This window comes from Saccharopolyspora rectivirgula DSM 43747 (assembly GCF_000497205.1).
GTDB classification, from domain to species: Bacteria; Actinomycetota; Actinomycetes; order Mycobacteriales; family Pseudonocardiaceae; genus Saccharopolyspora; species Saccharopolyspora rectivirgula.
In genome coordinates this window covers 1-22997 of record NZ_AYJW01000064.1, presented here as the reverse complement: position 1 = coordinate 22997, position 22997 = coordinate 1, and the positions used below count along the sequence as shown (strand labels likewise).

Genomic DNA, 22997 nt, shown 5'->3' with positions numbered 1-22997 from the left:
CTCGGCATTCTTCCACCACTGCTCTGACGAGTGCGGGAAAGCCATCGGAGCGCAAAATACCCACAGCGCAACTCCAGGTGTGGACGGAGGTGGAATTCGTGGTTCCTCGTTGTGGAGGAGATATCACTCGGTGCGCACTGAGATGAGCTCGCTCGCCGCGCTGGCGAACTGCTCGGCTTCTTGCGGCGTGTCGCCGACCGCGATGACGGATCCGATTCGATCCCACGAGGAGCGGAGTGCGCCGATGGAATCACCCGTGGAACGAGCGATATCCACTTTGGTCACTCCAGGACGGTTTTGTGCTGCATCGACGCCTTCGATGGATGCGATGACGCCCGGTGCCGCGGTGATGAAGCGGATCGCTGCACCGCGCTGGGCTGCAGTGGGAAGACTCACCTCCTCACCAGCGAGCAGCGCCAGCCAGCACTCGGTCAAGTTGACGCCGTAGGCGAAGTCGATCAGGTCAATGATCTTGTCGCCCGGCGGTCTACCGGCGCATTCGATGAGCACCGGGCCGTCCGTCGTGCGGACCCATTCGGCGTGCAGGATGCCGGTGTCGAACCCGACAGCCGACACCAGCTCGGCGCACACCGCGCGCCACGTCGCCAGATCGTCGTCCGCCGCGGGAACGACATGACCGAGTTCAACCGGCCACGGCCCCGGTGCGGTGTGCTTCGCGGTGACGTTGAGGAAGACGACCTCTCCTCTGGAGACCAGGCACTCGGTGCTGTACTCGGGGCCGTGGAGGCGTTCCTCGACCAAGTAGCGCCAGCACATCGGCCGGCGAGCGAGCTGGTTCCCCTCGTCGGCCTGCGAGCACTCCCGCCACGCCCGCTCGGTGTCGCCGCCGGGATCCAGCAGCACCACGCCGAGACTGGCCTGGCGGTTCGCCGGCTTGACCACGCAGGCGCGTCCCCGGGCGAACTCGTCGATGTCGGCCGCCGACGTGATCTCGCGGAACTCCGGCGCGGCCATCCCCGCAGCCGAAGTGGCCTCCCGCAGCGCCAGCTTGTCGCGCAGCAGTGACGCGGCTTCGCGGCCCGCGCCAGCGAGTCCGAAGGCTTCCGCGCACTGCGCCGCGGCGGGGACCGCGTACTCCAGTCCCGGCGCCACGCAGCGGACGTCGCGCAGGTCGGAAAGCACCGACATGAACTGCTCGTCCTGCTGGTACTGCCCGAACCGCACCTCACCCAAGCACGGGTGGCGGGCTGCCTTGGCGGCGAGGTTCTTGCCCTCCCACAGATCGGGCTCCTCGAGCACGACGACGCTGCCGGCGGGGCTTGCCGCATCGAGCGCGGTGAGCACGCCATCGTTGTAGCCGATCAGCAGGATCCGCTCGTTCACCGGGGAACCTCCGTTCCAGTGCGGTTCCGGAAGGGCAGCACCGCCGCCGCACCGCACACCGCCAGCAGCAGCCAGTACGCCGGGACCGCCCCCAGCCCGAGGGCGACCAGGAACAGCGTTCCGCCGGTGAACGCCCCGGCCGACTCCCCGGCGGTAGCGGCGACCTGGCGGAGGTTGAACAGCTCCACCGCAGGTCGATCCCCGGGGATCGCGCTGAAGGCCGTGTTGACCATGGGGGTGAAGAGGGTTTCGGCCACCGAGAAGATCACCACCGCGGCGAACGCGCCCGCCACTGCAGCGCCGGTCACCCCCATGACGATGAACGCCGCGACGAACCCGAGCGCACCGGCGAGCAGGAACCCCACCGGAGAGGCGCCACCGGCCAGCCTGCGGGACGTGATGGCCGAGACCGGGATCTGCACCACGACGACCAGAACCGCGTTGAGCGTGAAGAAACTCGCGCGCAGCGGGGCGGAGTCGGTCAACTCGGCGACGTGCAGGACGATCGCGGAGAAGAACTGGGCGTACAGGAAACTGCCCACCGCGGTGATCGCCGAGACCCGCCGGACGTGCGGATCCAGCACGACATCGCGCAGCAAACCGAGCCGCAGCGGCGGACGAACATCACCGTCTCCCGGTCGCAACTCCCGAGGCAGGGCCAGCACCACCACGACTGCTGCGAGCACGTACATGACGGCCACACCGCACATCAACAGCACGTCCAGCTGCCTTCCGAGCAGGAGATTGGCCACGACCGGACCCAGTGCGGCGCCGACGTTGACCGCCACCTGCACCGCCGAGAAAACGGTGTTCCGCCCGGCGGGATCGTCGATCGACAGGGCGACGTAGACGCGGGCCATCAACCCGTTGATGCTGATACCGGTACCCGCCACCAACAGGCACAGCACGCTGGTGACCGCACCCGGAGCCCAAGGCAGCAGGACGAATCCAGCTGCTGCCATGAGCAGGCCGGTGGCCATCGCTCGCCGGATCGGGCTGCGGTGCAGCAGGCGACTGCAGAACAGGGACGCGCCTCGGACCACGAAGTTGAACGCGAAGAGGGAAGCCCCGATGAACAACGGCCCCACATCGTTGTGCAGTCCGTCCAGCAGTAGCGGGAGGACCGGCAGAACCGAGAAGAACCCCAAGTGCGACAACAGGTAGTCGAACACCACCGGGATGCTGACCGCACGAGGTGCAGCCCGCTTATTGGCCTTGTCAGCAAGCACCCGTCATCCCCCAGTACCGGACGGGTTCGCCCGGCGATGTTGGTCGTTCAGCGCCGCGAATATATGCGGCCCGCGCTCCTGGAACCACGCGATGTTGTCCCGGTTACACGCTGTGGCTGGAATTTGCGCCGAACGCCGAGGAATTCAGCATCATTGGTCGCAGCGCGCTGCTCCGATCGCTGGGGAAGCAGTTCGGTGGCGGCGATTCCGGCGATCCGTGCTGAGCGGAAGCGGAACGAGGGTGAACCGGAGAAGGGAGCCCGCCGTCGAGAACAGCCGGTGCTCCACCGGTTCACGACAGCGGACTCCCATCGACATCGGGGTGTGCTGCTCTTCTCGTCCCGAGAGGGCGAGGGAAGGGCTTCTAGGTGAGCAGCCCGGTGACCATGATGACGGCGACGGAAAGCGGGATGAGCACCACGACCAGCGGTTTCCACCAACCTTGGACCCGAATGGCCCCGGCTCCTCGATTGGCCTCTTCCCGGTACCGGTCGAAACCGAAGACCAGCGACACGAACAACGTGATCAACAGGGCGCCCAGCGGCATGAGGACGTTCCCGGAGAGGAAATCGGCCCACGTGAACAAGTCCTTGCCGCCGATGACCACGTGGGAGAGAGGACCGTTCCCGCCGTAGGAGAGCATGCTCGGCACGGAGGCCGCGAGGATCGCCGCAACGGTCACCCAACTGGCTCGCTGCCGGCTCCACCCGGTGAGCTCTCGCAGCGACCCGGAGATGCCTTCGGAGTAGCCGATGGCGGAGGTGAGCCCGGCGATGAGCACCAGCAAGAAGAACACCGGTCCCACGACGAAACCACCCGGGATGCGGGCGAAAACGTTGGGCATGGTTTGGAACACCAGGCCTGGTCCGGAGGCTTCGGTCAGGCCGTACGAGTGCATGGTGGGGAAGATGATGAAGCCGGCGAGAACGGCGATCAGGGTGTTGACCCCCACGATGCTCACCGCATCCCCCGGAATCTGGGACTTCTCCTTGTGCAAGTAGCTGCCGAAGATAAAAGCGGTGGCCACACCGATGCCGATGGCGAAGAAAGCTTGGCCCAGGGCGTCGAGCACCGCTCGACCGGTGATGAGCGAGAAGTCCGGAGTCAGGTACCAGGCCACGCCTTCCGCGGCACCGGGTTGCAGGAGTGAGTAGACGGCGAGGCCGATCAGGAGCACCAGCAGCAGTGGCATGAGGAACTTCGTCGACCGCTCAATGCCTTCTTTGAGGCCACGGCTGATGATGAATCCAGTTAGGACTGATATTCCGACCGTGGAGGCGATGATGGCGGGAGGGTTTCCGGTGAAGTCGTTGTAGGTGGCGTTGATCTGCTCGGCGGTGGTGCCGGCGCTGAAAGCGCCGGTGAGGGACATGACGAAATAGGACGCCATGATCCCGAGGATGACCACGTAGTACGACATGATCAGCAGGGATGCCAGTGCCCCGAGCCAGCCGATGGCCCGGAACGGGCTGCCGGCCCGGGTGAGCTGTCGCATGCCGAGGATCGGGCCCCTTTGGGTGTGGCGTCCCAGCATGACTTCCGCGATGAACAGCGGGATGCCGACCAGTGCGGAGATCGCGAGGTAGACGAGCACGAAGGCGCCGCCGCCGTTTTCGCTCACCAGGTAGGGAAAACGCCAGATGGCGCCTAGTCCCACCGCGAATCCGGCTGTGGCCATGACGAAGCCGAACCTTGATCCCCAGGACTCCCGCGGAGCCGGATCGGCGGGGGTAGCGGAAGGGACGTGGGGCGCACCCATGAACAACTACTCCCAGTGATTTTCTTGTCATGTTGCAGGTACGTTTGAGTTACCGTAGTGCCGGGTCTGTACTGGAAAAAGGGGAATGTGGCGGTGATTCCCCTGACACCCGTTCTTCTGCGAATGCGTTTTTGCAGTACAGCAGGCAGATTTCAACGACTTGCAGAAATGGTTCTTCCGCTGGTTCTTGGGCGATGAGCGGTGTTGAACCTCACGTGCATCACGTGCTGTGACCGGTTGTGCCGCGTTGGAAAAGGTTCTGTCCGAATTGGCTTCTGCGTTTCATCGATGCGCACCGCGCGCTGCAGAAGTCCTTTCTCGCGGGTGGTTCTGCACAGCTGGTGCGGTTCTCGGTCCATCTGGATCGGCGCCTTCACCTTGCGTGGCAGTTCTTTTCCGCAGAATGATTGGCACATCGCGGAAAACGCCTTCGAACGTTCAGGAATAGCGCCACAGCGGGGTTTTCCGCAACTGTTGTTCCGCAGTGCAACATGGTCGATGGCGGGCTGCTTCCCCTTGGCCCCGGGGGTTGTTCTTGCCGGCGTTGGGGCGGCAGTTCCGGGCAACGCTGCTCGGCGAGCAGGGGGTGCATCCGCCGTGCTCGGAGCGATCCGCTCTTCGCGTCGGGCATCGCCAGTCGAACAACTGTTCGACCCGAAGCGGGGCGTCGGAACGAGGCGATCGCGACAGTTGACCGGGTGTGCGGGCGTTCGAAACACGACCGAAAAATCCTCATGTTCGCGGAGGGTGAGGAGTTCACCGGCCCACCGGGCGCAGCGCCCACCACCGAGATCACGCGCGGGACGTCGAACCCGGCAACCAGAAGACGGCTTTGCGACAATCCTGCCGTGGACAACCCGTTGTCGGGGGGATTGTCGCCGTGACCCAGTTTCCCGCCGCATTCGGCCTGTCGCCGGAGCAAACCGAAGAAGTGTTGCGGCTGGCCAGTTTGGCGCCGTCACTGCACAACAGCCAGCCGTGGCGGTTCCGCGTGCTGCCCCAGCTGATCGAATTGCACGGGGATCCCAGCCGCCGCTTGCCGGTGGCCGATCCCGAGGGGCGCGAACTGCGGTTGGCCTGCGGGGCGGCCCTGCTGAACCTCCGTTTGGCGCTGGAGCACGCCGGAGTGCACCCGGTGGTGACGTTGGTGCCCGAGCACGCTGGACCGACCGCGCTGGCCGAAGTGCGCAGCGGAAGCTCTGCGGGGGCCCATGAAGGAACCGAGCAGCTCCACCGGGCCATCACGGAACGACGCAGCAACCGCAAACCGTTCCGGTCCAAACCGGTTCCCCCGGAGTACCGGCACGCGTTGCTCGAGGCGGTGCTGGCCGAGCAGTGCTGGCTGCACGTGGTGGAGCCCTCCGAGCGAGGCCCGCTGGAAGGGATGGTGCACCGCGCGCACCGGATGCAGATGGCAGACCGGAGGTTCCGCGCCGAGGCAGCCCAGTGGATGGGCCGGGAGGAAGACGAAGCCGAAGGAGTTCCGGTCTCCGCGGCGGGACCGCCGCGGGAGCCGCAGGACCAGTGGGTGTTGCGCGACTTCTCCGCTGGCCAAGCCAGCTCGCGAGAGCCCGGCGAGGAGTTCGAATCCCATCCGCTGCTGGTGGTGGTGTGCTCGCACAGCACCGGCTGGGCGGAAGACTTGAAGGCCGGGCAAGCGATGCAGCGCATGTGGCTGACCGCCACCTCGCGCGGACTGGCGGCGTCACTGATATCGCAGGTCATCGAAGTGGCCGAGATCAGGGAAGAGCTGCGACGCCTGATCGGGGCCAGCCTGAACCCGCAGGCCCTGCTCCGGGTCGGCTACGGCTCCCCGTCCCCCGCGGTGCCTCGGCGCAGCCCGCGGGAACTGCTGATGTGAGCCGCCCGGGGCGTGTTGGCCACACCGGGGCTGGAGCGTTCGAGCCGCGTTCGCGACCGGTGGTCGTTCCGGCGCTCACCCCGAGGCCCGCGGCTTGGCCAGCAGGCGGTGGGCGGCGGCTTTGACCCCGTCCGGCAGCACCGAGTTGACCAGCCCCATCGCTTTGGTCGTCCGCGAACCGGCGACGATCTTCCGCCGCCCCGCCATGAGCGCTTCGACCCCTTGCTCGGCCACCGAGGCGGGATCGTCCTTGCTGCTCTGTCCCAGCCGGGTGTCCAGCATGCGAGCCCGCCGGAAGAAATCCGTGGCGGTCGGCCCGGGCTCCAACGAGGTCACGGTGACCCCGGTGCCGCGGAGCTCGTCGGCGAGGGCTTCGGCGAAGGACTGCACGAAGGATTTCGAAGCGTTGTAGGTGGCCTGGTACGGCCCCGGCATCATCGACGCGATCGACGAGGTGAACAGCAGTTTGCCCGCGCCACGAGCGACCATGTCGTTCACCAGCAGCTTGGCCAGGTGCACGGTCGAGACGACGTTGAGCTGGATGACGGCGAGCTCATCGGCCAAGTCGCTGGCCGCGAACGAACCGCCCTGACCGACCCCGGCGTTGAGCGCGGCCACGTCGACCGGGCGTCCCGCGGCGCGGACCTCGGAGTGCAGCCGCTCCACGTCGTCGTAGCGGCTCAAGTCCGCCTGCACCGGCCAGACCTCGACACCGGTTCGCCGCAGCTCCTCGGCGACCTGCTCCAGGCCGGTGCCCTCGGCGTTGATCACCAGGTCGAACCCGTGGTGCGCGAACTGCTTGGCCAGCTCGCGGCCGATACCGCTGGAAGCGCCGGTCACCACGGCCAACCCCGCTCTCTCGGACATGCTCTCCGGCTACCCGCCGCTGTGCTCGGCTACTCGCCCGCCTCCGGGGGCAGGCGGTCGTAGCACACCAGACCGTCCTCCCGGAGGCGAGCCCCCGGTGTCACCGGGTGCTCGGCGAGCCGACCCCGGTGGTCCAGGTGCAGCACCCGGGCGTGCCAGATCAGCACCGCCACGTCGGCGATGATCCTCCGGTGGCAGTGCCACCACAGCGACTCCGCGCACATCACCGCCGTGCGGAGCTGGGCGGCTTGCTCGAGCAGCTCTCGCATGGCGGCCAAGAACTCGGGCGTGCGGGTGTGCCCGGCGTAGCCGCGGAACGAGTCGTTGCGCCAGAAGACGTCGGGGGAGTCGGGGGCGGTGCTGCGCCAGCCGCCCAGTCGCTGTTCCCACCGGTAGGCGATACCTGCCTCGGGTAGCCAGTGGCGCAGCGACTCGCGGTGCGCGTCCGGATTGCGTCGGCTGCCGGGTGCGCTGCGGACGTCCACGACAGCGTCAAGCCCGGTGGCGCGGAACAGGCTGGTGAGCTCCGCGCGGTCTGCGCGGCCGTGCCCAACGGTCAGCAAGGTGGGCGTTGCACCACCGCGTTCGCCCATGCCGCACCTCGCACCAGGTCGGGGCCGTCGGTCCGCTCACCGCAGCTGGCCACCGGTGCAGCACCGGATCGCCCCTGGAGCAGCCGCGAGCAGCCCAGCCGTTGCCGGACGAAGAACCGGGTGGCCCGTCCTCCCGGTGGGGAGGGCAGGCCACCCGGTGGTTGGCGCTAGGACAGCGCTTCTCGCGCCTCTTCGGTGGCCTCGCGCAGCGAATCGACGAGCAGATCCCGGTATTCCCGGGCGGTTTCGGCATCACCGGCGGAAATCGCGTCGTCGATCGCCGACAGCGGCTGCACGGCGTAACCGGTGTACAGGCCGGGCGCGTAGACCATGTGCTTGTACCAGCTGCGCCCGGGCAGGCCCTCGGGCTGGGTCAACGCGCGTTCCTGGGCGATCAGCGCGTCGTTGATCGCTTCGGCGCGTTCTCCCCGAGCTGCCCGGGCCGCTCGTTCCAGCTCCGCAGCTGCTGCTCGCCACTCCCGGGCGGCCTCGTAGGCGGGGGCCAGGTCGACGACTCGCGAATCGGCCTGCTTCGCGTCGAGGTTCGCCAGGTGCCCCTCCACTGCGGTCGCGTAGTCGGAGTAGACCATGGGGGCGATGTCGGAGCCGGCCATGCGCAACGCGAAAGTGCCCGCGAAAGCAGCGGCCACTTCGTGGTACCGGTAGCCGGGATCGAGGTGGTTGCGCATCATGTGCAGGTCGTCGTAGGCGCTGTGGTACTCACCGCTCGGCGTCGACGTGCCGAAATCGGCCGACGCGATGCCCAGGTGGTCCAGGAACGGCGTGTAGTCCGAGCCGCTGCCCAGCCGTTCCGGCACCGGCGTCTGCTCCCCGGAGGCCTGCTGCCAGTTGCGGTACAGCGTGCCGTGCTCGGGGTCCTCGATCTCCTTCGCGATGTCGGCCAGCACGTCGTCGAGCGCGGGAACTGAGCTGGCGGAGAAGTTCTTGCCGCCACCCGCGCCGTCCATGTTGAGGTACACCAAGGCGTTGTCCAGCAGGTCGGCGCGGTGCTGCTCGACCCATTCGGTGGCTCCCAGCAGCCCGTACTCCTCGCCGTCCCAGCCGGCCAGCACGATCGTCCGCTCCGGCTGCCATCCGCGTTGCCGCAGTTCGGCCATGGCCCGGGCGGTTTCCATCAGCGTGGTCCAGCCGGCCACGTCGTCCTTGGTGCCGTAGGTCCAGGAGTCGTAGTGGGCGCCGAGCACGACCTTCTGCTCCGGGTGCTTGGAGCCGGGGATCTCCACGATCACATCGTTGACCGGGATCTGCCGGTAGTCGATGTCCAGATCGAGGTTGACGCGAGTCGGCCCGGGACCGACCCGGTAGGTCAAGTCCAAACCGCCCTGCCACTCCGGCGGGGCCGGTGGGCCTTCCAACGCTGCCAGCAGGGGCTGTGCCTGGCCGTAGGAGATCGGCGTGGTCGGCACCCCCGGCAGGTTGTCCGCTTCGGAGGGATCGATCCGCGGGGTGCCCGGTGTGGAGGGCTCACCGGGGGTCAGCGGATCTCCCGGGTACTGGAAGATGTACTGCACGCTGCCGCGCTGGATGCCGTCGGCGTTGCGCCACGGGCCGTCGGGGTAGACCTCACCTCGGGTGAATCCGTCGTCCGCGGGATCGGAGTACAGGATGACACCGGCCGCGCCGTGCTCTTCGGCCACTTTCGACTTCACACCGCGGAAGCTCTGCCCGTAGCGGGCCAGCACGATCTTGCCCCGGACGTCCACGCCCATTTCGGCCAACCGGGCGTAGTCGTCCGGCAAACCGTAGTTGACGTACACCACGTCTGCGGTGACGTTCCCGGGTGGGGAGTAGGCGTTGTACCCGACGACCACGTCCTCGAAGTTCTCGTGCCACGGGTACGGCGGCTCCTTCACCTCCAGCTCCCGGTGTTGGGGACCGGTCATGGTCACCGAGATGTTGCTGGGGCGGGAAGCGTAGACCTGGTAGCTCTCGACCTTCGGGTTCAGGCCCCACTCGGTGAGCTTCTCCACCGAGTACTGGGCCCTGCGTTCAGCGCCTTCCGTCCCGACGCGCCCCGGGTAGGTCGACATCGCTTCGCTCAGTTGTGCTGCGCTGCCGGCGTCGACTTCTTCTTGCAGCGCGCGCTCCCACATTCGCAGTTCGCCAGCCGAGCTCTGCGCTGTTGCGGGGGAGGGCTGCACCGCAATCCCGGCAACGAGTGCTGCAGCCAACGCCGCTGAACCCATCAACCACGCGGGATGCCGGAATCGTGCGTGCTGGGACATCCGTCCTCCTGTGCCGTGGCATGCAGTTAGCCTGACGAAAAGTACAAAGGGTTTTCCGTTCTCACAACGCTGACCACCCGTTTGCCGACTCGTCGTCCACCGCACGCGTGAGCGGACCACGACTTGTCGCGATCACGCGAGATCGACGCGGTCGGGGTTCGTTCTGGAAGGAATCCCCGTCCTGATCACGATCTTCTCTCTGTCTACTGGAGACAATGATGTGGTGGGTCGAGTTGGAGCAGTGCTGTTCGGCTGTTCGGCGCACCAACTGCGGCGGTCGCGGTTGCCCGGCCAGGAGCAAGATCTGCTTCTCCGATCGGAGGTCCTCGATCAGAGGGAGTTTTCTGCGTTCGCTGGTCGCAGGTGCGCTCCCGGCTCGGGGGGTCTCGTGGACGAATTGCAGGCGCTGGTTCCAGCCGAGCTGAGGTTTCGGTGAGCTCAGCGGCGGAGGTGTTGCCGCGTGCTGTTGCTGTGAACCGGGCCCGGGGCGGATGTCCCGGACCCGGTTGCCGATCGCGACAATTGCGGGGAGCACCACAGCGCACGACCAGGTGGCTGATCATCTCTGTCCACAGTGATCGAGTGCGCAGCTGGTGCGCTGGCGTCGGTCGTCGAAGTCGATGCTGCCTCGGGAAGAGCGGCGGGAGCCGTCCTCTGCGGAGTGGGAAGCGCTGCCGCGGTGCGGCTTTCCCGCGTGGGCCCTCCGGTCGAGCGGTGCTCGGTCGTTCGGTCGAGTTCCCCGGGCCTGCACCTGTCGCACCGCGCCCTGGGCATCCGTCAGGGGCGCAGGACCAGGCGAACAGGGGAGGTCGTGCCGGTCTGCAGTCGTTCGACCGCCTTGGGGGCTTCGCTGAGCGGAAGGATGTCACTGATCGAACCGGAGAGGTCGATCCGACCGTGCCTGGTCAGCTTGACCAGTTCGAGCACGTGCTGCGGAACCGACCCGTAGTGGCCGCGGATCTGCTGCTGCAGGTAGCTGAAGGTGGTTCCGTTGGCGACGGTCAGGGGTTGGTCGGTCAGACCGACGAGCACGAGCCGGCCAGCTGGGGACATCAGCCGGAGGGCCTGTTCGCGGACCGGGGGAGCTCCGGCGAAGTCGAAGGCCACCGCCAAGCCGAGACCACCGGTGTGCTCGCCAACCACATCGGACAGCTGCGGGTCGGCGGGGTCGAGCGCGAGATCGGCTCCGAAGCGCAGAGCTCGTTCCCGGGCGGTGGGGCTGGGATCGAAAGCGATGATCGGAGCGGCGCCGATCAGGCGCAGCAGTTGGACGGCGTGCGCGCCCAGGCCGCCGATCCCCCACACGCCGACCGCCTCGGCAGGGCGGACCTGCGCTGTGGTGGTGATCGCAGCCCACGGGGTGGAGACCGCATCGGGAATGATCGCTGCCTGCTCGAACGGCAGGTCGTCGGGGATGGGGACCAGGGTGGAGGCGGTGGCCAGGGCGTATTCGGCCCAGCCGCCGTCGTAGTCCACTCCGCGGGTGTGAACGCGCCCACCGCGCTCTTCCCCGGCCTGCAGCAGCACCCGCTGTCCTACTGACCAACCGGCCGCTCCCGGTCCCAGCGCGTCGACCGTCCCGGCCACTTCGTGCCCCAAGGTGACCGAGTCCTGCTCCAGGTGGGGCGGGCGCAGGATCCCCTCGATGAGGTGCACGTCGGACAAGCACACTCCGGCGGCCTCGACCTTGATGCGCACCTCGCCGGGGCCGGGCTCGGGCACGGGGAGGTCGACGAGGGAGAACTCCAGGGTTCGCGGGTTCAGCCGGGCGGCCAGCATTGCGTGGTTCCTTTCTGCTCGTCCTGCGCGGGCATCGTCCGGGATGCCGCGAGCACTGTCTGCGCAGGACCAGTGTCCACCGGTTCATCCCAGGTGGATGTTCTGGCATCGAGCAGAGCGCGACGCCGGGGCGGCGGTGCCGCTCGGGGTTCTGGCCAAAACCCGGTTACCGCTTTCGAGCTGTTCGGTGAACTCCAGCGAGTCCGCTGCGCAGGACCAGTGCGCTGTCCTCGTTGGAAAGCACCGCTGCCGCAGCACGGCTGCGGTGCTCGTGCTGCGGCAGCGGCCAGCGAGGTGGGATCAACGATGCTCGTCAGCGAGCTGCGCTCAGAACTCGCCGCAGTTGCTCGGCGCGGGCACGTCGGCGAAGCGGTGCTCCAAGAAGGCGAAGGCCTCCGGGTACGCCGCTATCGCGGTGGCCACGTGGGTCGGGGTCGGGTAGGCGGCGAAACGCACGGTCGCCCCCTGCTCGCACCACGACTCGGCCATGCGCCGCGCTTGCTCGAACGGCACCAGGTCGTCGAACCGGCTGTGGGCCACCAGGACGGGCACCTCGGGGTCGATCCGGCCGATCACCTGCTCGTCCACCCGGGACCGGTACGGTTCCTCGGCCAGGTAGTCGGTGAGCGGCCGGCCGTCCACGGTCAGATCGCTGGAGCGCGTGAAGGAGTACTTGAAGATGTCGATGATGCAGTCGTCGGAGATGTCCTCCAGGAGCGCTTTGCCGCGCTCGTTGAGCACGTCGGGGATGTTGAGGTCGGGGTAGGCCGCGTGCATTCCGGCCAGGGCGAAGCCGACCAGTCCCACGCCGTAGCTGCCGTCGAGCAGCTCGGCGGTGTCGGTGAGGTCTGCGGGTGGGGCGCCGGCGTAGACGCCTTTGAGGTCGAGTTCGGGCGCGTAGGTGGGTTGCAGCTCCGCGGCCGAGGCGGCGGCGCCGCCGCCCTGGGAGTACCCGGTGATGCCCACCGGTCCGTCGTCGGGCAGGTTGGCCTCGTCCAGCTGCTGGGCGGCGCGGATGGCGTCGAGCACCGCGTGCCCCTGGGCGACCCGGTTGACGTAGGTGTGCACGCCGGGGGTGCCCAGCCCCTGGTAGTCGGTGACGACCACGGCGTACCCCCGGGCCAGCAGCCCGGAGATGAAGGGGCCCTCGTACTCCAGTCCGGCGGCCAGCGCTTTCGAGGGAGCGCAGTCGTCGCCCACGCCTTGGGTGCCGGGCGCGTACCCCACGATCGGCCGTTCGCCGGGGCCGTTCCACGGCACGTGCGGCGTGAGCACGGTGCCGGTCACCGCCATCGGCTCCCCGTGGGTGTCGGTGCTGCGGTACATGATTCGCTGGGCGTCGGCGGGAGCTCGTACCGTCTTGAGGGGATCGAGGAAGAACTCCGCTGGTTCGTGGCGAATGACGTCGCCGTTCTCACCGGGGGGCAGTGGTGTCGGCGGATCGTAGAACGAGGGCGGTTCGGCGGCGGCTGCTGGAGAAGCGACCAGTGCGGCGGCTGCCACGGTGGTCAGGCACAGCGTTGCCACCCGCCCGCGGAGTCTGGACAAGAGCATCCTGTCTCCTTCGGTCAGGGAAGCCGGACGAATATCCGACAAGAGTGTCGGAAATAATGCTCGTGAGGGAGATCACGTGTCAACGCCGCGAAGCGGAAAAGGCCCTGGACGGCCGCGCAAGATGCCCGCCGATCAGCAGCGGGAACTGGTGCTTCGGGCGGCCACCGAGGTATTCGCCGAGGCCGGGTTCCAAGCAGCTCGAATAGAGCAGATAGCTCGCCGAGCAGGAGTGACCCGCCAGTCGGTGTACGAGCTGTTCGGCAACAAGACGGCGCTGTTCGTCGCGGCCGTGACCCGAGCCGAGAACCACGCCTTCGACGCGCTCTCCCAAGAGGTGCTCGAGCCCGTCGACGAGGAACTGCCCGCCGTGGCCAGACGGGGCTACGCGCGGCTGTTCGCCTACGTCGCCGACAACCCCGAGGTGTACGACCTCCTGCACGTCGCCGAACGCTCCGGGAACCCGGCGCTGAGCCGGCTGTGCGAGCGCCTGGCCCCCATCTACGCCGAGGCCAGCCGACGCCGCTTCCAAGCCGAGGGGGTGTCCTCGGGGCGCGCTGACAACGCGCTCATCGCGCTCTACTTCGCCATGACCGAGGCGATGGTCCTCGTTTCCCGGCGTCCCGACTCCCCCGATCCGCAGGCGCTGATCGAGCTGCTGACCGAATTCACCATCGGCGGCATCAGCCGGATCCTGCGCCGCAAACCCGAGGTGATCGAGCGCTTGCGCTGACCGGGCAGCTCCTCCGGGTCGGGCGCGGCTCCAGGACCGTCCTCAATGGCCACCATTTCGGTCCGGGCAGGTGGAGCCGTGGTGCTGCCGCTGGACGGAGCAGTCGCCCGTCCGCGGAAGGAGCAGCACCGATCCGCATTAGCATCACGCACATGAGCAGGCGACAGTCCGGAGCAGCCACTCGGGAGCTCATCCGGTCGGCCGCCGCGCAGCTGTTCGGCGAGCGCGGCTTCTCCGGCACCACGGTCCGGGACATCGCGTCCCTGGCGCAGGTCGATCCTGCTCTGGTGATCCGCCACTTCGGATCGAAGGAACTGCTGTTCCTCGACACGATGCAGCTGACCATGGACGACGAACCGCTGCTGGACGTGCCGCTGGAGTCGCTCGGCAGGCGGTTCGTCGAAGTGCTGCTCGACGCCGACGACAAGACCCGCGGAATCTACCTGGCCCTGCTGCGCGGGAGCGGCAACCCGCAGATCGCCGACCGGCTCAAAGCCGTTCACGAGAACACCTTCGTCGCCCCGCTGCGCGCCCGCATGAGCGGCCCGGACGCGGACATGCGGGCCCGGCTCGCCGGCACGCTGGTCGGCGGACTGCTCTACGGGTTGTGGGCGGTCGGCGACGAGAGGTTGGCCGCCGACCGGGAAGAACTGGTCGACCGCTACGGCGCGCTGCTGCAGCAGCTGCTCACCCCGGGCAGCTGACCCCGCTACTGGACCGACCAGCCGCCGTCCGACGGCAGGACAGCACCGGAGATGTTGACCGCGTCGTCGCTGAGCAGGAAGGTGATCGACGCCGCGAGGTGCTCTGCAGCGGCGATCGGCGGCATGAGGGCCAGGAACCGCCCGGTGCGCTGCTGCCCGAACTGCGACATCTGCCCTCCGGCGCCTATCCCGGTGGCCACGCCACCCGGTGCGACCGCGTTGACCCGGATCCCCGACGGCCCGTACATGAACGCGGCGCTGCGGGTGATCCCCACGACGGCGTGCTTGGAAGCGGTGTAGGCGACTCCGGCGGCAGAGCCCCGCAGGGCAGCCTCCGAGGCGATGTTGACGATCGAGCCGCGCCCAGCTTCGAGCATGGCCGGGAGGACCGCGCGGGTGAGCCGCATCGTCCCGTCGACGTTGACCTTGAAAACCCGCTCCCACATCTCGTCGGAGACTTCGTGGACGGGGGAGAAGTCGTCGACGACGCCCGCCACGTTGGCCAGGCCGTCGATGCGCCCTCCGGCTGCTGCGACGATCCGGTCGATGTCCGCGGCCTCGGTGATGTCGGCTGCGACGGTGGTCACTTGCTGCTGGCGGTGCTGGTCGGCGAACTCCGCCAGCCGGTCGGCGGCCAGGTCCACCGCGATCACCCGGCCGCCTTCCCGGGCGATGCGGGAGGCCGTGGCCCGCCCGATGCCGGAGGCCGCGCCGGTCACGATGACGGTTCGACCCTCGAACCTGCCGGGCACGATCCGTTCTTGCCAGCCCGCCGGTTCTTCGGCATCGGTGTTCGGAACGGTGCCGCCATTGGCCCGAGTCACCATGTCGTCGATCACGTCCTGCGAGAGCGCCCCCTGGCTGAGGGAGACCAGTTGCTGCAGCGGGAGCTGGCGCAGCGGGGCGAGGACCTGCTCGTCGAAACCGCCTTGCGCGAGCAGTTCTCGGATGATCGCCCCGCCCTCCGGGTGGTCGAGCCACTCCCCGATCGGCGCGTTCGCGGTCAGGGCTTTCCGCGTCATGATCTCTCCTCGGCGACTGCGGGCGGACAGCTGAAGTCAACTTAGTTGACACCATAGCGGCGGCGGTGGAAGAGCGGGAAGAGCAGCACAACTGCTCATCCCGCGAAATCACCAATCCACCACCTCTGCCGCGGGGCCCCGGCCCACGTGCTGCTGGCGGCCCGGGAGCGGGCGGCCGTCGCCCCCCAGAGTTGTCCACAGTGGTCGATGAAGTGGAACGCCGGAGCGGTGTGGTCTGCTCAACGGGCAACCGCCCCAACGGCGCGAAATCCGTCCTCCGGGCTCACGCGGTGGAGGCGCTGCGTGATCACTAGAGTCCAGGACACCTGCACCGGTCGGACGGCCCCCGCGCTGCCGGCCGCTGCTGTTCGCGCTGACCGAAGGAACAAGTTCATGAGCATGACCTTTGAACACATCACGCTGGGCCAGCGGGTGTTGTTCGGCAGCGGGGAAGCCGCCGCGAACCTGGCCGCGGAAGTCCAACGGCACGCAGCCTCGCGGGTGATGGTCATCGCTTCTGCTGCGAAGCGGGAGCTGGCCGAACGAGTCTGCCGGGACATCGAGGTGGCCTTGTGGTTCGACGACGTGGTCCAGCACGTTCCCGTGGAGTGCGCGGAACAGGCCCGGGCCGCTGCTGCCGAGCACGGCATCGACCTGCTGGTCTGCGTGGGCGGGGGATCGGGCATCGGGCTGGCCAAGGCGGTCGCCCTGACCACCGGCCTGCCCATCGTGGCAGTCCCCACCACCTATGCGGGTTCGGAAGCCACCAACGTGTGGGGGATGACCGAAAACCGCACCAAGACCACCGGCACCGACGATCGGGTGCTGCCGGGCGCGGTCGTCTACGACGCGACGCTGACGGTGTCGCTGCCGGTTGCCTTGTCGGTGGCATCGGGCCTGAACAGCGTGGCCCACTGCGTGGACGCGCTGTGGGCGCCCAAAGCAGATCCGATCAACCAGGCGCTGGCGTTGGAAGGAGCCAGGACGCTCGCGGCAGCGCTGCCCAGGATCGCCGAGGCCCCCGAGGACTTGCCGGCGAGGGAGCAGGCCCTGTGCGGGTGCTACCTGGCTGCGGTCGCCTTCGCCTCCGCGGGCTCGGCACTGCACCACAAGATCTGCCACCTCCTCGGCGGCACCTTCGCCTTGCCGCACGCTGAAACGCACGCCATCGTGCTACCGCACGTCCTGGCGCTCAACGCCCCCGCCGTTCCGGACCTGGCCGCCCGGCTGGCCTGTGCTCTGGGCAGACCTGTCGAAGCGGGCCAGGACCCCGCGGACGCGGCCGTGGCAGCGCTCGACCAGCTGCGCACCACCCTGGGCGCGCCGACCCGGCTGGCCGACTACGGGCTGACCGAAAGCGACATCCCGGAGGCGGTGCAGCGCGCGGTCGGGGCAGCACCGGCGTCGAACCCCGTGCACGTCACCCCGGAGAACATGACCGCCCTGCTCACCGCGGCTCTGACCGGAGCAGAACCGGCCCCAGCCGTGCTGACCACTCGATGACCACTGGAGCACCCATGAGCGAAACCAACAGCACCGACAACGCCTTGGAGCAAGCCGCGCGGGAGCAGGAGCTGGTGGACCGCGTCGTGTCGAGCTTCGACGGCTGCGAATCGCCCCGGCTCAAGCAGGTGATGCAGTCCCTGGTCCGGCACCTGCACGCCTTCATCCGCGACGTCCGACTGACCGAGCAGGAGTGGGACGCCGCAATCCGCTTCCTCACCGAGGTCGGGCACGTCACCGACGACAAGAGGCAGGAGTTCATCCTGCTCTCCGATGTGCTCGGGGCCTCGATGCAGACCATCACCGTGAACAATCCGGCCGTCGGGAAGGCCACCGAGTCCACCGTGTTCGGGCCGTTCTTCGTGGAGGGCTCCCCGGAGATCCCCCTGGGAGGGGACATCACCAACGGTGCCCCCGGGATCCCGTGCTGGGTGGAGGGCACCGTCACCGACACCCGGGGCAACCCGGTGCCCGGGGCGAAGATCGAGGTGTGGGAAGCCGACGCGGACGGCTTCTACGACGTGCAGTACGGCGACGGTCGGGTCGCCGGGCGAGCCCACCTGTACAGCGACCAGGAGGGGAACTACCGGTTCTGGGCGGTCAAGCCCACGCCGTACTCGATCCCGCACGACGGTCCGGTGGGCAGGATGTTGGAGACGACCGGCCGTTCCCCGATGCGGGCGGCACATCTGCACTTCATGGTCACCGCGCCGGGGTACCGAACCCTGGTGACCCACATCTTCGTGGCGGACGACCCGCAGCTGCAGATCGGCGACACCGTCTTCGGCGTGCGGAACTCGCTGATCAAGCACTTCGCGGACCAGCCGCCGGGGACCCCGACGCCCGACGGGCGCGATCTCGGGGACCAGCGGTGGAGCAGGACCCGGTTCGACATCGTCCTGGCCGTGGAACCGGAAACGGTCGAACGATGACCGGGGTGTCCTTCCCCAGCCCTGCCCGGACGACCACCCCGTGAACGCGGTGGCGATCGCGGTCCGTCCTGCCGGCGCCCGCGCGCGGCGCAGCACCGGCAGCCGGCGCCTATGGTCGACCTGGGGGCACCGCTGGCCCCCGCAACCGCAGCCAACAGCACGGGAAGAGGTGCCCGCTGGTGCACAAGGTGAAAGACCTGACCGGTCCCGGGCTGACCGACCAGTTCGGAATCGGTGGCACCGATCTCGGAGTCATGACCACCGCCCCGGACGGGAGGCTGGTGGCGGTGTTCGGGGACACGTTCGAAAAAGCCGGGGTCGGTGGCCCGGGCTGGCGGTCCCCCGTCGTGCTGTTCGCGGACCCGGAGGGCTTCCGCACCGGACTGCGGTGGACGGGTTCGGCAGGACCGGGGCAGTACGCCGAGCAGGCCCTGCCCTACCGGCACAACGCCCGGATCCAGGGCAGGCACGTGAGCACCGTCATCCCGACCGACGTCATCACCATCGGGCAAGAGATGTACTTGCACGTGATGGTGTGCCACGGCATCGGGAACGTGCACTGGACCGAGATCCACCGCTCGGTCGACAACGGCCAGACCTGGCAGCCCACCGGTGCGCAGTGGCCCGGTGACCACCTGGGCGGGTTGTTCCAAATGCTGACCTGGGAACTGGGGGACGACGGTTGGGTCTACGCCTTCTCCACCGGGTTCCAGCGGGACAAAGGGCTGATCCTGCAACGCGTTCCCGCTGACCGGTTGACCGAGCCGGCGGCGTGGCAGGGATGGGGGTACCGGGACGGCGAGTGGGCCTGGGGCAACCCCCCGACCATCGCGCTCACCGGTGCCTTCGGGGAACTGTGCCTGCGCCGGGTGGAGGACCGGTGGTTGCTGTCGTTCTTCGACGCCGGCAACTACCGGATCGACGTCATGAACTTGGACAGCCCCACGGCCAACCTGTACGAGGCCGCGCGGGGCACGGTGCTCCAGGGCTGCTCCTGGCACGACGAGGACCACGGCAACGGCCGAGTCGCCCAACTGTACGGCGGGTACATCGTTCCCGGCTCGACGCTCGACGACCTGCACCTGGTGGTCAGCCAGTGGAACACCCGGCGCAACTGGCCCTACCGCGCCATGCAGTTCGCCGGGAGCGCACCTCGCCCAGGGATGCCGCTGACTCCGCCGCCCGCGGCGGAAGAGCGCCCCGGAAAACTCCCGCCCGGCGAGCGGGTGCTCCGGGCAGCGCGCAAGCTCGTCTCGCGCTACCTGGGGTGAGCACCGGTTCCGGTGCGGCTTCGGTCCTGTGTGGCTGAAACCGGCCGCCGGCGTTATACCGGTGGGTGCCATGCCGGCGGTGACCAGAGACACGGGGGGCCGAGATGCCGTTGACCGGGGAGTACGAGCCGAGCGCAACGGAGTTCGTCCGCAAGCAAGTAGAGCTGTACGAGAGCTCCGGCGGTACCGAGGGGACCACGCTGCACGGGCTGCCGGTGGTGATCCTGACGACGAAGGGGGCCAAGAGCGGGAAGATCCGCAAGACCCCGATCATGCGCGTTGAGCACGAGGGCGAGTACGCCGCCGTGGCATCGCTCGGGGGAGCTCCCAACCACCCGTCCTGGTACTACAACCTCCGCGAGCATCCGCGCGTCGAACTGCAGGACGGGCCGACCAAGAAGGACTACGTGGCCAGAGAGGTCTTCGGCGACGAGAAGGCGCTGTGGTGGGACCGGGCAGTGCGGGCTTTCCCGCCCTACGCCGAGTACCAGCAGAAGACGGAACGGGAGATCCCGGTCTTCGTGCTCACCCCGGCCGAATCCGAACAGGAGTCCTGACCACTGGTGGAACGCGGAGCACCCGTTCCGCTCCGCGCGGGCGTCGACGAGCGATCACCGCTTCTCGGCCCGCACCGGCTGTTGACCGCGGTGGGAAGCAAGTGACCGGGTATTCGGCAGCTGTGGAAGACCTGGGGAACCTGCCGGTGCTGCACGACCTCGATCACCTGTGCGAGGTCGTGCAGCAGCACGGCAGAGGGCGGGACCTGTACGTCCGGTGGTCGCGGGGACCGCAGTTCGACATGCGGTCGGTCAGCCACGACGCGCTCACCGGGGTGGAGCTCCCGGGGCTGTCGGCGAACCCGCTCCGGGTGGAGCGGTGGTGGCAGGACCGCTCCCTGCGGTTGTGGGTGGCCCGACGCCTCTACGACTACGAGCACCTGCGGGACCGCCAGCCGGGAGTGGATGTGCGCGCGTGGTTGTTGAGGGGCACCGAAGTGGCCCGGGGGCCGGACAACGAGCCGCTGGTGACCTGCGATGAACCGATCGCCTGGATAGCGGAAGGAGCAATGCGGGAAGCCCGCCAGCTGGTGATCGGGCAGCACGAGACCTGGGGGACCCTCGACCGCGGGAGCTGATCGCTCCGGCAGGGCGACCTCCTCCAGGAAGGGCGCTTGGTGGACGCGCAAGCCCCACCTGCGCCGATGGTTCGGCATGGCTCACCGCGCTTCCTCGTCGAAACGCCTCGCGCCGGCCGCGCGGTGCTGGTCGCTCGTTGCACCGAGCGGTCTGGAAACGGCGCGCATCGTCCTGCGGGTCCGGTCGTTGATCAACTGGGGCCGGGAGGCGTGGTGCCGCCGGCCCGGGCACGAGCACTGGGAGATTGACGTTGGCCACACCGGAGTTCGTCGGAGCTGTTGGACGCGCGGTGCAAACCCGCATCTACCAGGCAGGAGCACTGGGCAGGCGCCCCCGTGTCCCGGTGAGCCCGGACCGGCTCCAGCGGGCGGCGCAGCGCCGGATGAGCAAGGCCGCCTGGGCCTACGTGGCCGGTTCCGCGGGACAGCAGCGCACGGCGCAGGCCAATCAGGAGGCTTTCCGCCGGTGGCAGATCGTGCCTCGAATGCTCCGCGACGTCTCGGAGCGGGACAACTCGGTGGAGCTGTTCGGCGAACGACTGCCGAGCCCAATGCTGCTGGCGCCGATCGGTGTGCTGGAAATGGTCCACCCCGGGGCGGACCGGGCGGTGGCGGAAGCGGCTGCCCAGGTGGGGCTCCCGATGGTCATGTCCACGCAGGCTTCGGTGCCGATGGAGCGGATCGCGCGGTCGCTCGGGTCCGCGGCGGCGTGGTACCAGCTGTACTGGAGCCGGGAGCGGGAGCTGGTGGCGAGCTTCGTCCGCCGGGCGGAGGCCATCGGCAGCAAGGCCATCGTGGTCACCTTGGACACCAATCTGCTCGGTTGGCGTCCCCGCGACCTCGATCTCGGCCACTTGCCGTTCATCCGCGGGATGGGGATCGCGCAGTACACGAGCGATCCGGTTTTCCAGGACCTGGTGCGCAGGCGAGCAGGACGGCCGCGGAGCGCGACGGCTCGTCGGGCACCGACTCCAGGAATGGTCCGAACCCTGCTGGGGCTCAGCCGCCGCTACCCCGGTCCGTTCCTGAGCAACCTCCGCGGCCTGGGACCGCTCGCCGCCGTGGAGACCTTTCTCGACGTGTTCGCCAATCCGGCGTTGACCTGGCAGGACCTGGGGTTCCTCCGGGAGCTCACGGACTTGCCGATCGTGCTCAAGGGCATTCAGCACCCCGATGACGCGCGCAAGGCCGTGGACTGCGGAGTCGACGGAATCGTGGTGTCCAACCACGGTGGGCGGCAGGTCGATGGTGCGGTGGCTTCCCTGGCAGCGCTGCCTCGGGTCGCCCAGGCGGTCGGCGGAGCCGTGCCGGTGCTGTTCGACAGCGGGGTGCGCAGTGGTGCTGATGTGGTCAAAGCGATCGCACTGGGAGCCACCGCGGTCATGGTGGGACGTCCGTACGTGTACGGGCTCGCGCTCGCTGGTGCGACCGGGGTGGCCGAGGTGCTGCGGTACTTGATGGCCGAGTTCGACTTGACCATGGCGCTGGCCGGGTGCAGCTCGGTCGAGCAGATCGACGCCGGCTTGCTGCAGGACGAGCGGGAATGAGCAGGTGCGGTCCGCGTTCCGGGCCGGCGACCCCCGGGACGCGGCCGGTCTCGAGGCGGGCGGTAGTCCGTTGAGGGGAACTGGCTTTACAGAAAACCGCAGCTCAGAGCACCCTGGGGGCAAGACGCCCGGTTGGCCTATGGACACCGGAAGAGGAAGTGGTCCACAATGTGACGGGCATCACTGTGGACCCCTCTTGCGGGTCCTAGATCGCCATGCCAACATAGGAGCTGTCCGACGCGAGAGGGCGAGATCAAGAGACCGCCCCCGATCGGACGGGAAGCTTCAAAAAGTAAAGAACATTCGATGCAGCGCCAGGCGGTCGCTACCGTGGATTCCACGAGGAAGCCTGTCGTTTTCCGAGTGTTCAGGCCCTGTGGTTCTCGGTAGTGCCAACGGCGAAGGCATTGCACCTTGAGAACTCAACAGCGTGCTTGTTCGTTCGCGAATGTGTTGCGACGAGATGATCGGCGCACACATGTGATGTGATTCGTGCCCCCTCAAAAGTCCTTGATGGAGAGTTTGATCCTGGCTCAGGACGAACGCTGGCGGCGCGCCTCACACATGCAAGTCGAGCGAGGAGCCTCCCTTCGGGGAGGTATCCGAGCGGCGAACGGGTGAGTAACACGTGAGCAACCTGCCCTCGACACCGGGATAACCCCGGGAAACTGGGGCTAATACCGGATACTTGCCAGTCGGGGCATCCCGATTGGCAGAAAGGTTCTCCGCCGCGAGGTGGGGTTCCGGTCGAGGAGGGGCTTGCGGCCTATCAGCTAGTTGGTGGGGTAACGGCCTACCAAGGCGACGACGGGTAGCCGGCCTGAGAGGGTGATCGGCCACACTGGGACTGAGACACGGCCCAGACTCCTACGGGAGGCAGCAGTGGGGAATCTTGCGCAATGGGCGAAAGCCTGACGCAGC

General features: G+C 68.2%; 18 protein-coding genes and 1 rRNA gene. 10 read left to right on the top strand and 9 right to left on the bottom strand.

Going from position 1 to position 22997, the window contains the following annotated elements:
• Positions 1-123: 123 nt before the first annotated feature.
• From SREC43747_RS0115695 to SREC43747_RS0115685, 3 genes are all read right to left on the bottom strand, one after another.
• Complete coding sequence (locus tag SREC43747_RS0115695; RefSeq protein ID WP_029722260.1) at positions 124-1344, bottom strand: ATP-grasp domain-containing protein; 1221 nt, start codon at positions 1342-1344, stop codon at positions 124-126.
• Positions 1341-2573: an MFS transporter gene (locus tag SREC43747_RS0115690; protein ID WP_081722633.1), complete on the bottom strand. Its 1233-nt coding sequence runs from the start codon at positions 2571-2573 to the stop codon at positions 1341-1343. The genes SREC43747_RS0115695 and SREC43747_RS0115690 overlap by 4 nt, the downstream gene beginning before the upstream one ends.
• Positions 2574-2937: 364 nt before the next feature.
• Complete coding sequence (locus SREC43747_RS0115685) at positions 2938-4332, bottom strand: sodium-dependent transporter (RefSeq protein ID WP_029722258.1); 1395 nt, start codon at positions 4330-4332, stop codon at positions 2938-2940.
• Between the two features lie 880 nt (positions 4333-5212).
• Here SREC43747_RS0115685 and SREC43747_RS0115680 point away from each other — a divergent pair.
• A complete protein-coding gene (locus SREC43747_RS0115680) occupies positions 5213-6193 on the top strand; it encodes an Acg family FMN-binding oxidoreductase (protein ID WP_029722257.1) in 981 nt (326 codons plus the stop codon).
• A 75-nt stretch (positions 6194-6268) separates the two neighbouring features.
• Here the strand turns inward: SREC43747_RS0115680 and SREC43747_RS0115675 are convergent, their stop codons facing one another.
• The 5 genes from SREC43747_RS0115675 to SREC43747_RS0115650 all read right to left on the bottom strand — a co-directional run bounded on the left by SREC43747_RS0115675 (position 6269) and on the right by SREC43747_RS0115650 (position 13232).
• Positions 6269-7060: an SDR family NAD(P)-dependent oxidoreductase gene (locus SREC43747_RS0115675; protein ID WP_029722256.1), complete on the bottom strand. Its 792-nt coding sequence runs from the start codon at positions 7058-7060 to the stop codon at positions 6269-6271.
• Positions 7061-7089: 29 nt separating this feature from the next.
• The gene (locus tag SREC43747_RS0115670) at positions 7090-7653 is read right to left on the bottom strand and encodes a DUF488 domain-containing protein (protein WP_029722255.1); all 564 of its coding nucleotides are present in this window, start codon (positions 7651-7653) and stop codon (positions 7090-7092) included.
• A 167-nt stretch (positions 7654-7820) separates the two neighbouring features.
• On the bottom strand, positions 7821-9767 hold the full coding sequence (locus SREC43747_RS0115665; RefSeq protein WP_236623223.1) for a M28 family peptidase: 1947 nt from the start codon (positions 9765-9767) through the stop codon (positions 7821-7823).
• Between the two features lie 909 nt (positions 9768-10676).
• Positions 10677-11678 (bottom strand): zinc-binding dehydrogenase, encoded by a 1002-nt coding sequence (locus tag SREC43747_RS0115655; RefSeq protein WP_029722252.1) that lies wholly within the window; start codon positions 11676-11678, stop codon positions 10677-10679.
• Between the two features lie 327 nt (positions 11679-12005).
• A complete protein-coding gene (locus SREC43747_RS0115650; protein ID WP_029722251.1) occupies positions 12006-13232 on the bottom strand; it encodes a lipase family protein in 1227 nt (408 codons plus the stop codon).
• 76 nt (positions 13233-13308) lie between these two features.
• On the opposite strand from SREC43747_RS0115650, the gene SREC43747_RS0115645 reads away from it, so the two are divergent.
• Positions 13309-13962, top strand: coding sequence for a TetR/AcrR family transcriptional regulator (locus SREC43747_RS0115645; protein WP_306413795.1), 654 nt, complete (start codon positions 13309-13311; stop codon positions 13960-13962).
• Between the two features lie 152 nt (positions 13963-14114).
• A complete protein-coding gene (locus SREC43747_RS0115640; RefSeq protein WP_029722249.1) occupies positions 14115-14666 on the top strand; it encodes a TetR/AcrR family transcriptional regulator in 552 nt (183 codons plus the stop codon).
• A 5-nt stretch (positions 14667-14671) separates the two neighbouring features.
• On the opposite strand, the gene SREC43747_RS0115635 is transcribed toward SREC43747_RS0115640, so the two are convergent.
• Entirely contained in the window at positions 14672-15688 is a 1017-nt protein-coding gene (locus tag SREC43747_RS0115635; RefSeq protein WP_029722248.1) for an SDR family NAD(P)-dependent oxidoreductase, read from the bottom strand.
• Positions 15689-16081: 393 nt separating this feature from the next.
• On the opposite strand from SREC43747_RS0115635, the gene SREC43747_RS0115630 reads away from it, so the two are divergent.
• The 7 genes from SREC43747_RS0115630 to SREC43747_RS0115600 form a co-directional block, all read left to right on the top strand.
• Complete coding sequence (locus SREC43747_RS0115630) at positions 16082-17191, top strand: maleylacetate reductase (protein ID WP_029722247.1); 1110 nt, start codon at positions 16082-16084, stop codon at positions 17189-17191.
• Positions 17192-17205: 14 nt separating this feature from the next.
• Positions 17206-18123: a dioxygenase family protein gene (locus SREC43747_RS0115625; RefSeq protein WP_029722246.1), complete on the top strand. Its 918-nt coding sequence runs from the start codon at positions 17206-17208 to the stop codon at positions 18121-18123.
• A gap of 179 nt (positions 18124-18302) precedes the next feature.
• A complete protein-coding gene (locus SREC43747_RS0115620) occupies positions 18303-19394 on the top strand; it encodes a glycoside hydrolase family 183 protein (protein ID WP_081722632.1) in 1092 nt (363 codons plus the stop codon).
• Positions 19395-19498: 104 nt separating this feature from the next.
• Positions 19499-19951 carry a nitroreductase family deazaflavin-dependent oxidoreductase gene (locus SREC43747_RS0115615; RefSeq protein WP_029722244.1) on the top strand — a complete coding sequence of 151 codons (453 nt, stop codon included), beginning with the start codon at positions 19499-19501 and terminating at the stop codon, positions 19949-19951.
• A gap of 101 nt (positions 19952-20052) precedes the next feature.
• Positions 20053-20529, top strand: coding sequence for a DUF6098 family protein (locus SREC43747_RS0115610; RefSeq protein ID WP_236623222.1), 477 nt, complete (start codon positions 20053-20055; stop codon positions 20527-20529).
• A gap of 251 nt (positions 20530-20780) precedes the next feature.
• Complete coding sequence (locus SREC43747_RS0115605) at positions 20781-22076, top strand: alpha-hydroxy-acid oxidizing protein (protein WP_029722242.1); 1296 nt, start codon at positions 20781-20783, stop codon at positions 22074-22076.
• Positions 22077-22586: 510 nt separating this feature from the next.
• Positions 22587-22997 (top strand): 16S ribosomal RNA (locus SREC43747_RS0115600); the annotation flags it as partial.

What these genes read in the sequence shown, in the direction of transcription:
- SREC43747_RS0115630 (WP_029722247.1), top strand. Translation starts at nt 16,082, where the DNA reads ATGAGCATGACCTTTGAACACATCACGCTGGGCCAGCGGGTGTTGTTC.
- SREC43747_RS0115670 (WP_029722255.1), bottom strand. Translation starts at nt 7,653, where the DNA reads ATGGGCGAACGCGGTGGTGCAACGCCCACCTTGCTGACCGTTGGGCAC.
- SREC43747_RS0115635 (WP_029722248.1), bottom strand. Translation starts at nt 15,688, where the DNA reads ATGACGCGGAAAGCCCTGACCGCGAACGCGCCGATCGGGGAGTGGCTC.
- SREC43747_RS0115665 (WP_236623223.1), bottom strand. Translation starts at nt 9,767, where the DNA reads ATGTGGGAGCGCGCGCTGCAAGAAGAAGTCGACGCCGGCAGCGCAGCA.
- SREC43747_RS0115615 (WP_029722244.1), top strand. Translation starts at nt 19,499, where the DNA reads ATGCCGTTGACCGGGGAGTACGAGCCGAGCGCAACGGAGTTCGTCCGC.
- SREC43747_RS0115655 (WP_029722252.1), bottom strand. Translation starts at nt 11,678, where the DNA reads ATGCTGGCCGCCCGGCTGAACCCGCGAACCCTGGAGTTCTCCCTCGTC.
- SREC43747_RS0115640 (WP_029722249.1), top strand. Translation starts at nt 14,115, where the DNA reads ATGAGCAGGCGACAGTCCGGAGCAGCCACTCGGGAGCTCATCCGGTCG.
- SREC43747_RS0115650 (WP_029722251.1), bottom strand. Translation starts at nt 13,232, where the DNA reads ATGCTCTTGTCCAGACTCCGCGGGCGGGTGGCAACGCTGTGCCTGACC.
- SREC43747_RS0115675 (WP_029722256.1), bottom strand. Translation starts at nt 7,060, where the DNA reads ATGTCCGAGAGAGCGGGGTTGGCCGTGGTGACCGGCGCTTCCAGCGGT.
- SREC43747_RS0115625 (WP_029722246.1), top strand. Translation starts at nt 17,206, where the DNA reads ATGAGCGAAACCAACAGCACCGACAACGCCTTGGAGCAAGCCGCGCGG.
- SREC43747_RS0115685 (WP_029722258.1), bottom strand. Translation starts at nt 4,332, where the DNA reads ATGGGTGCGCCCCACGTCCCTTCCGCTACCCCCGCCGATCCGGCTCCG.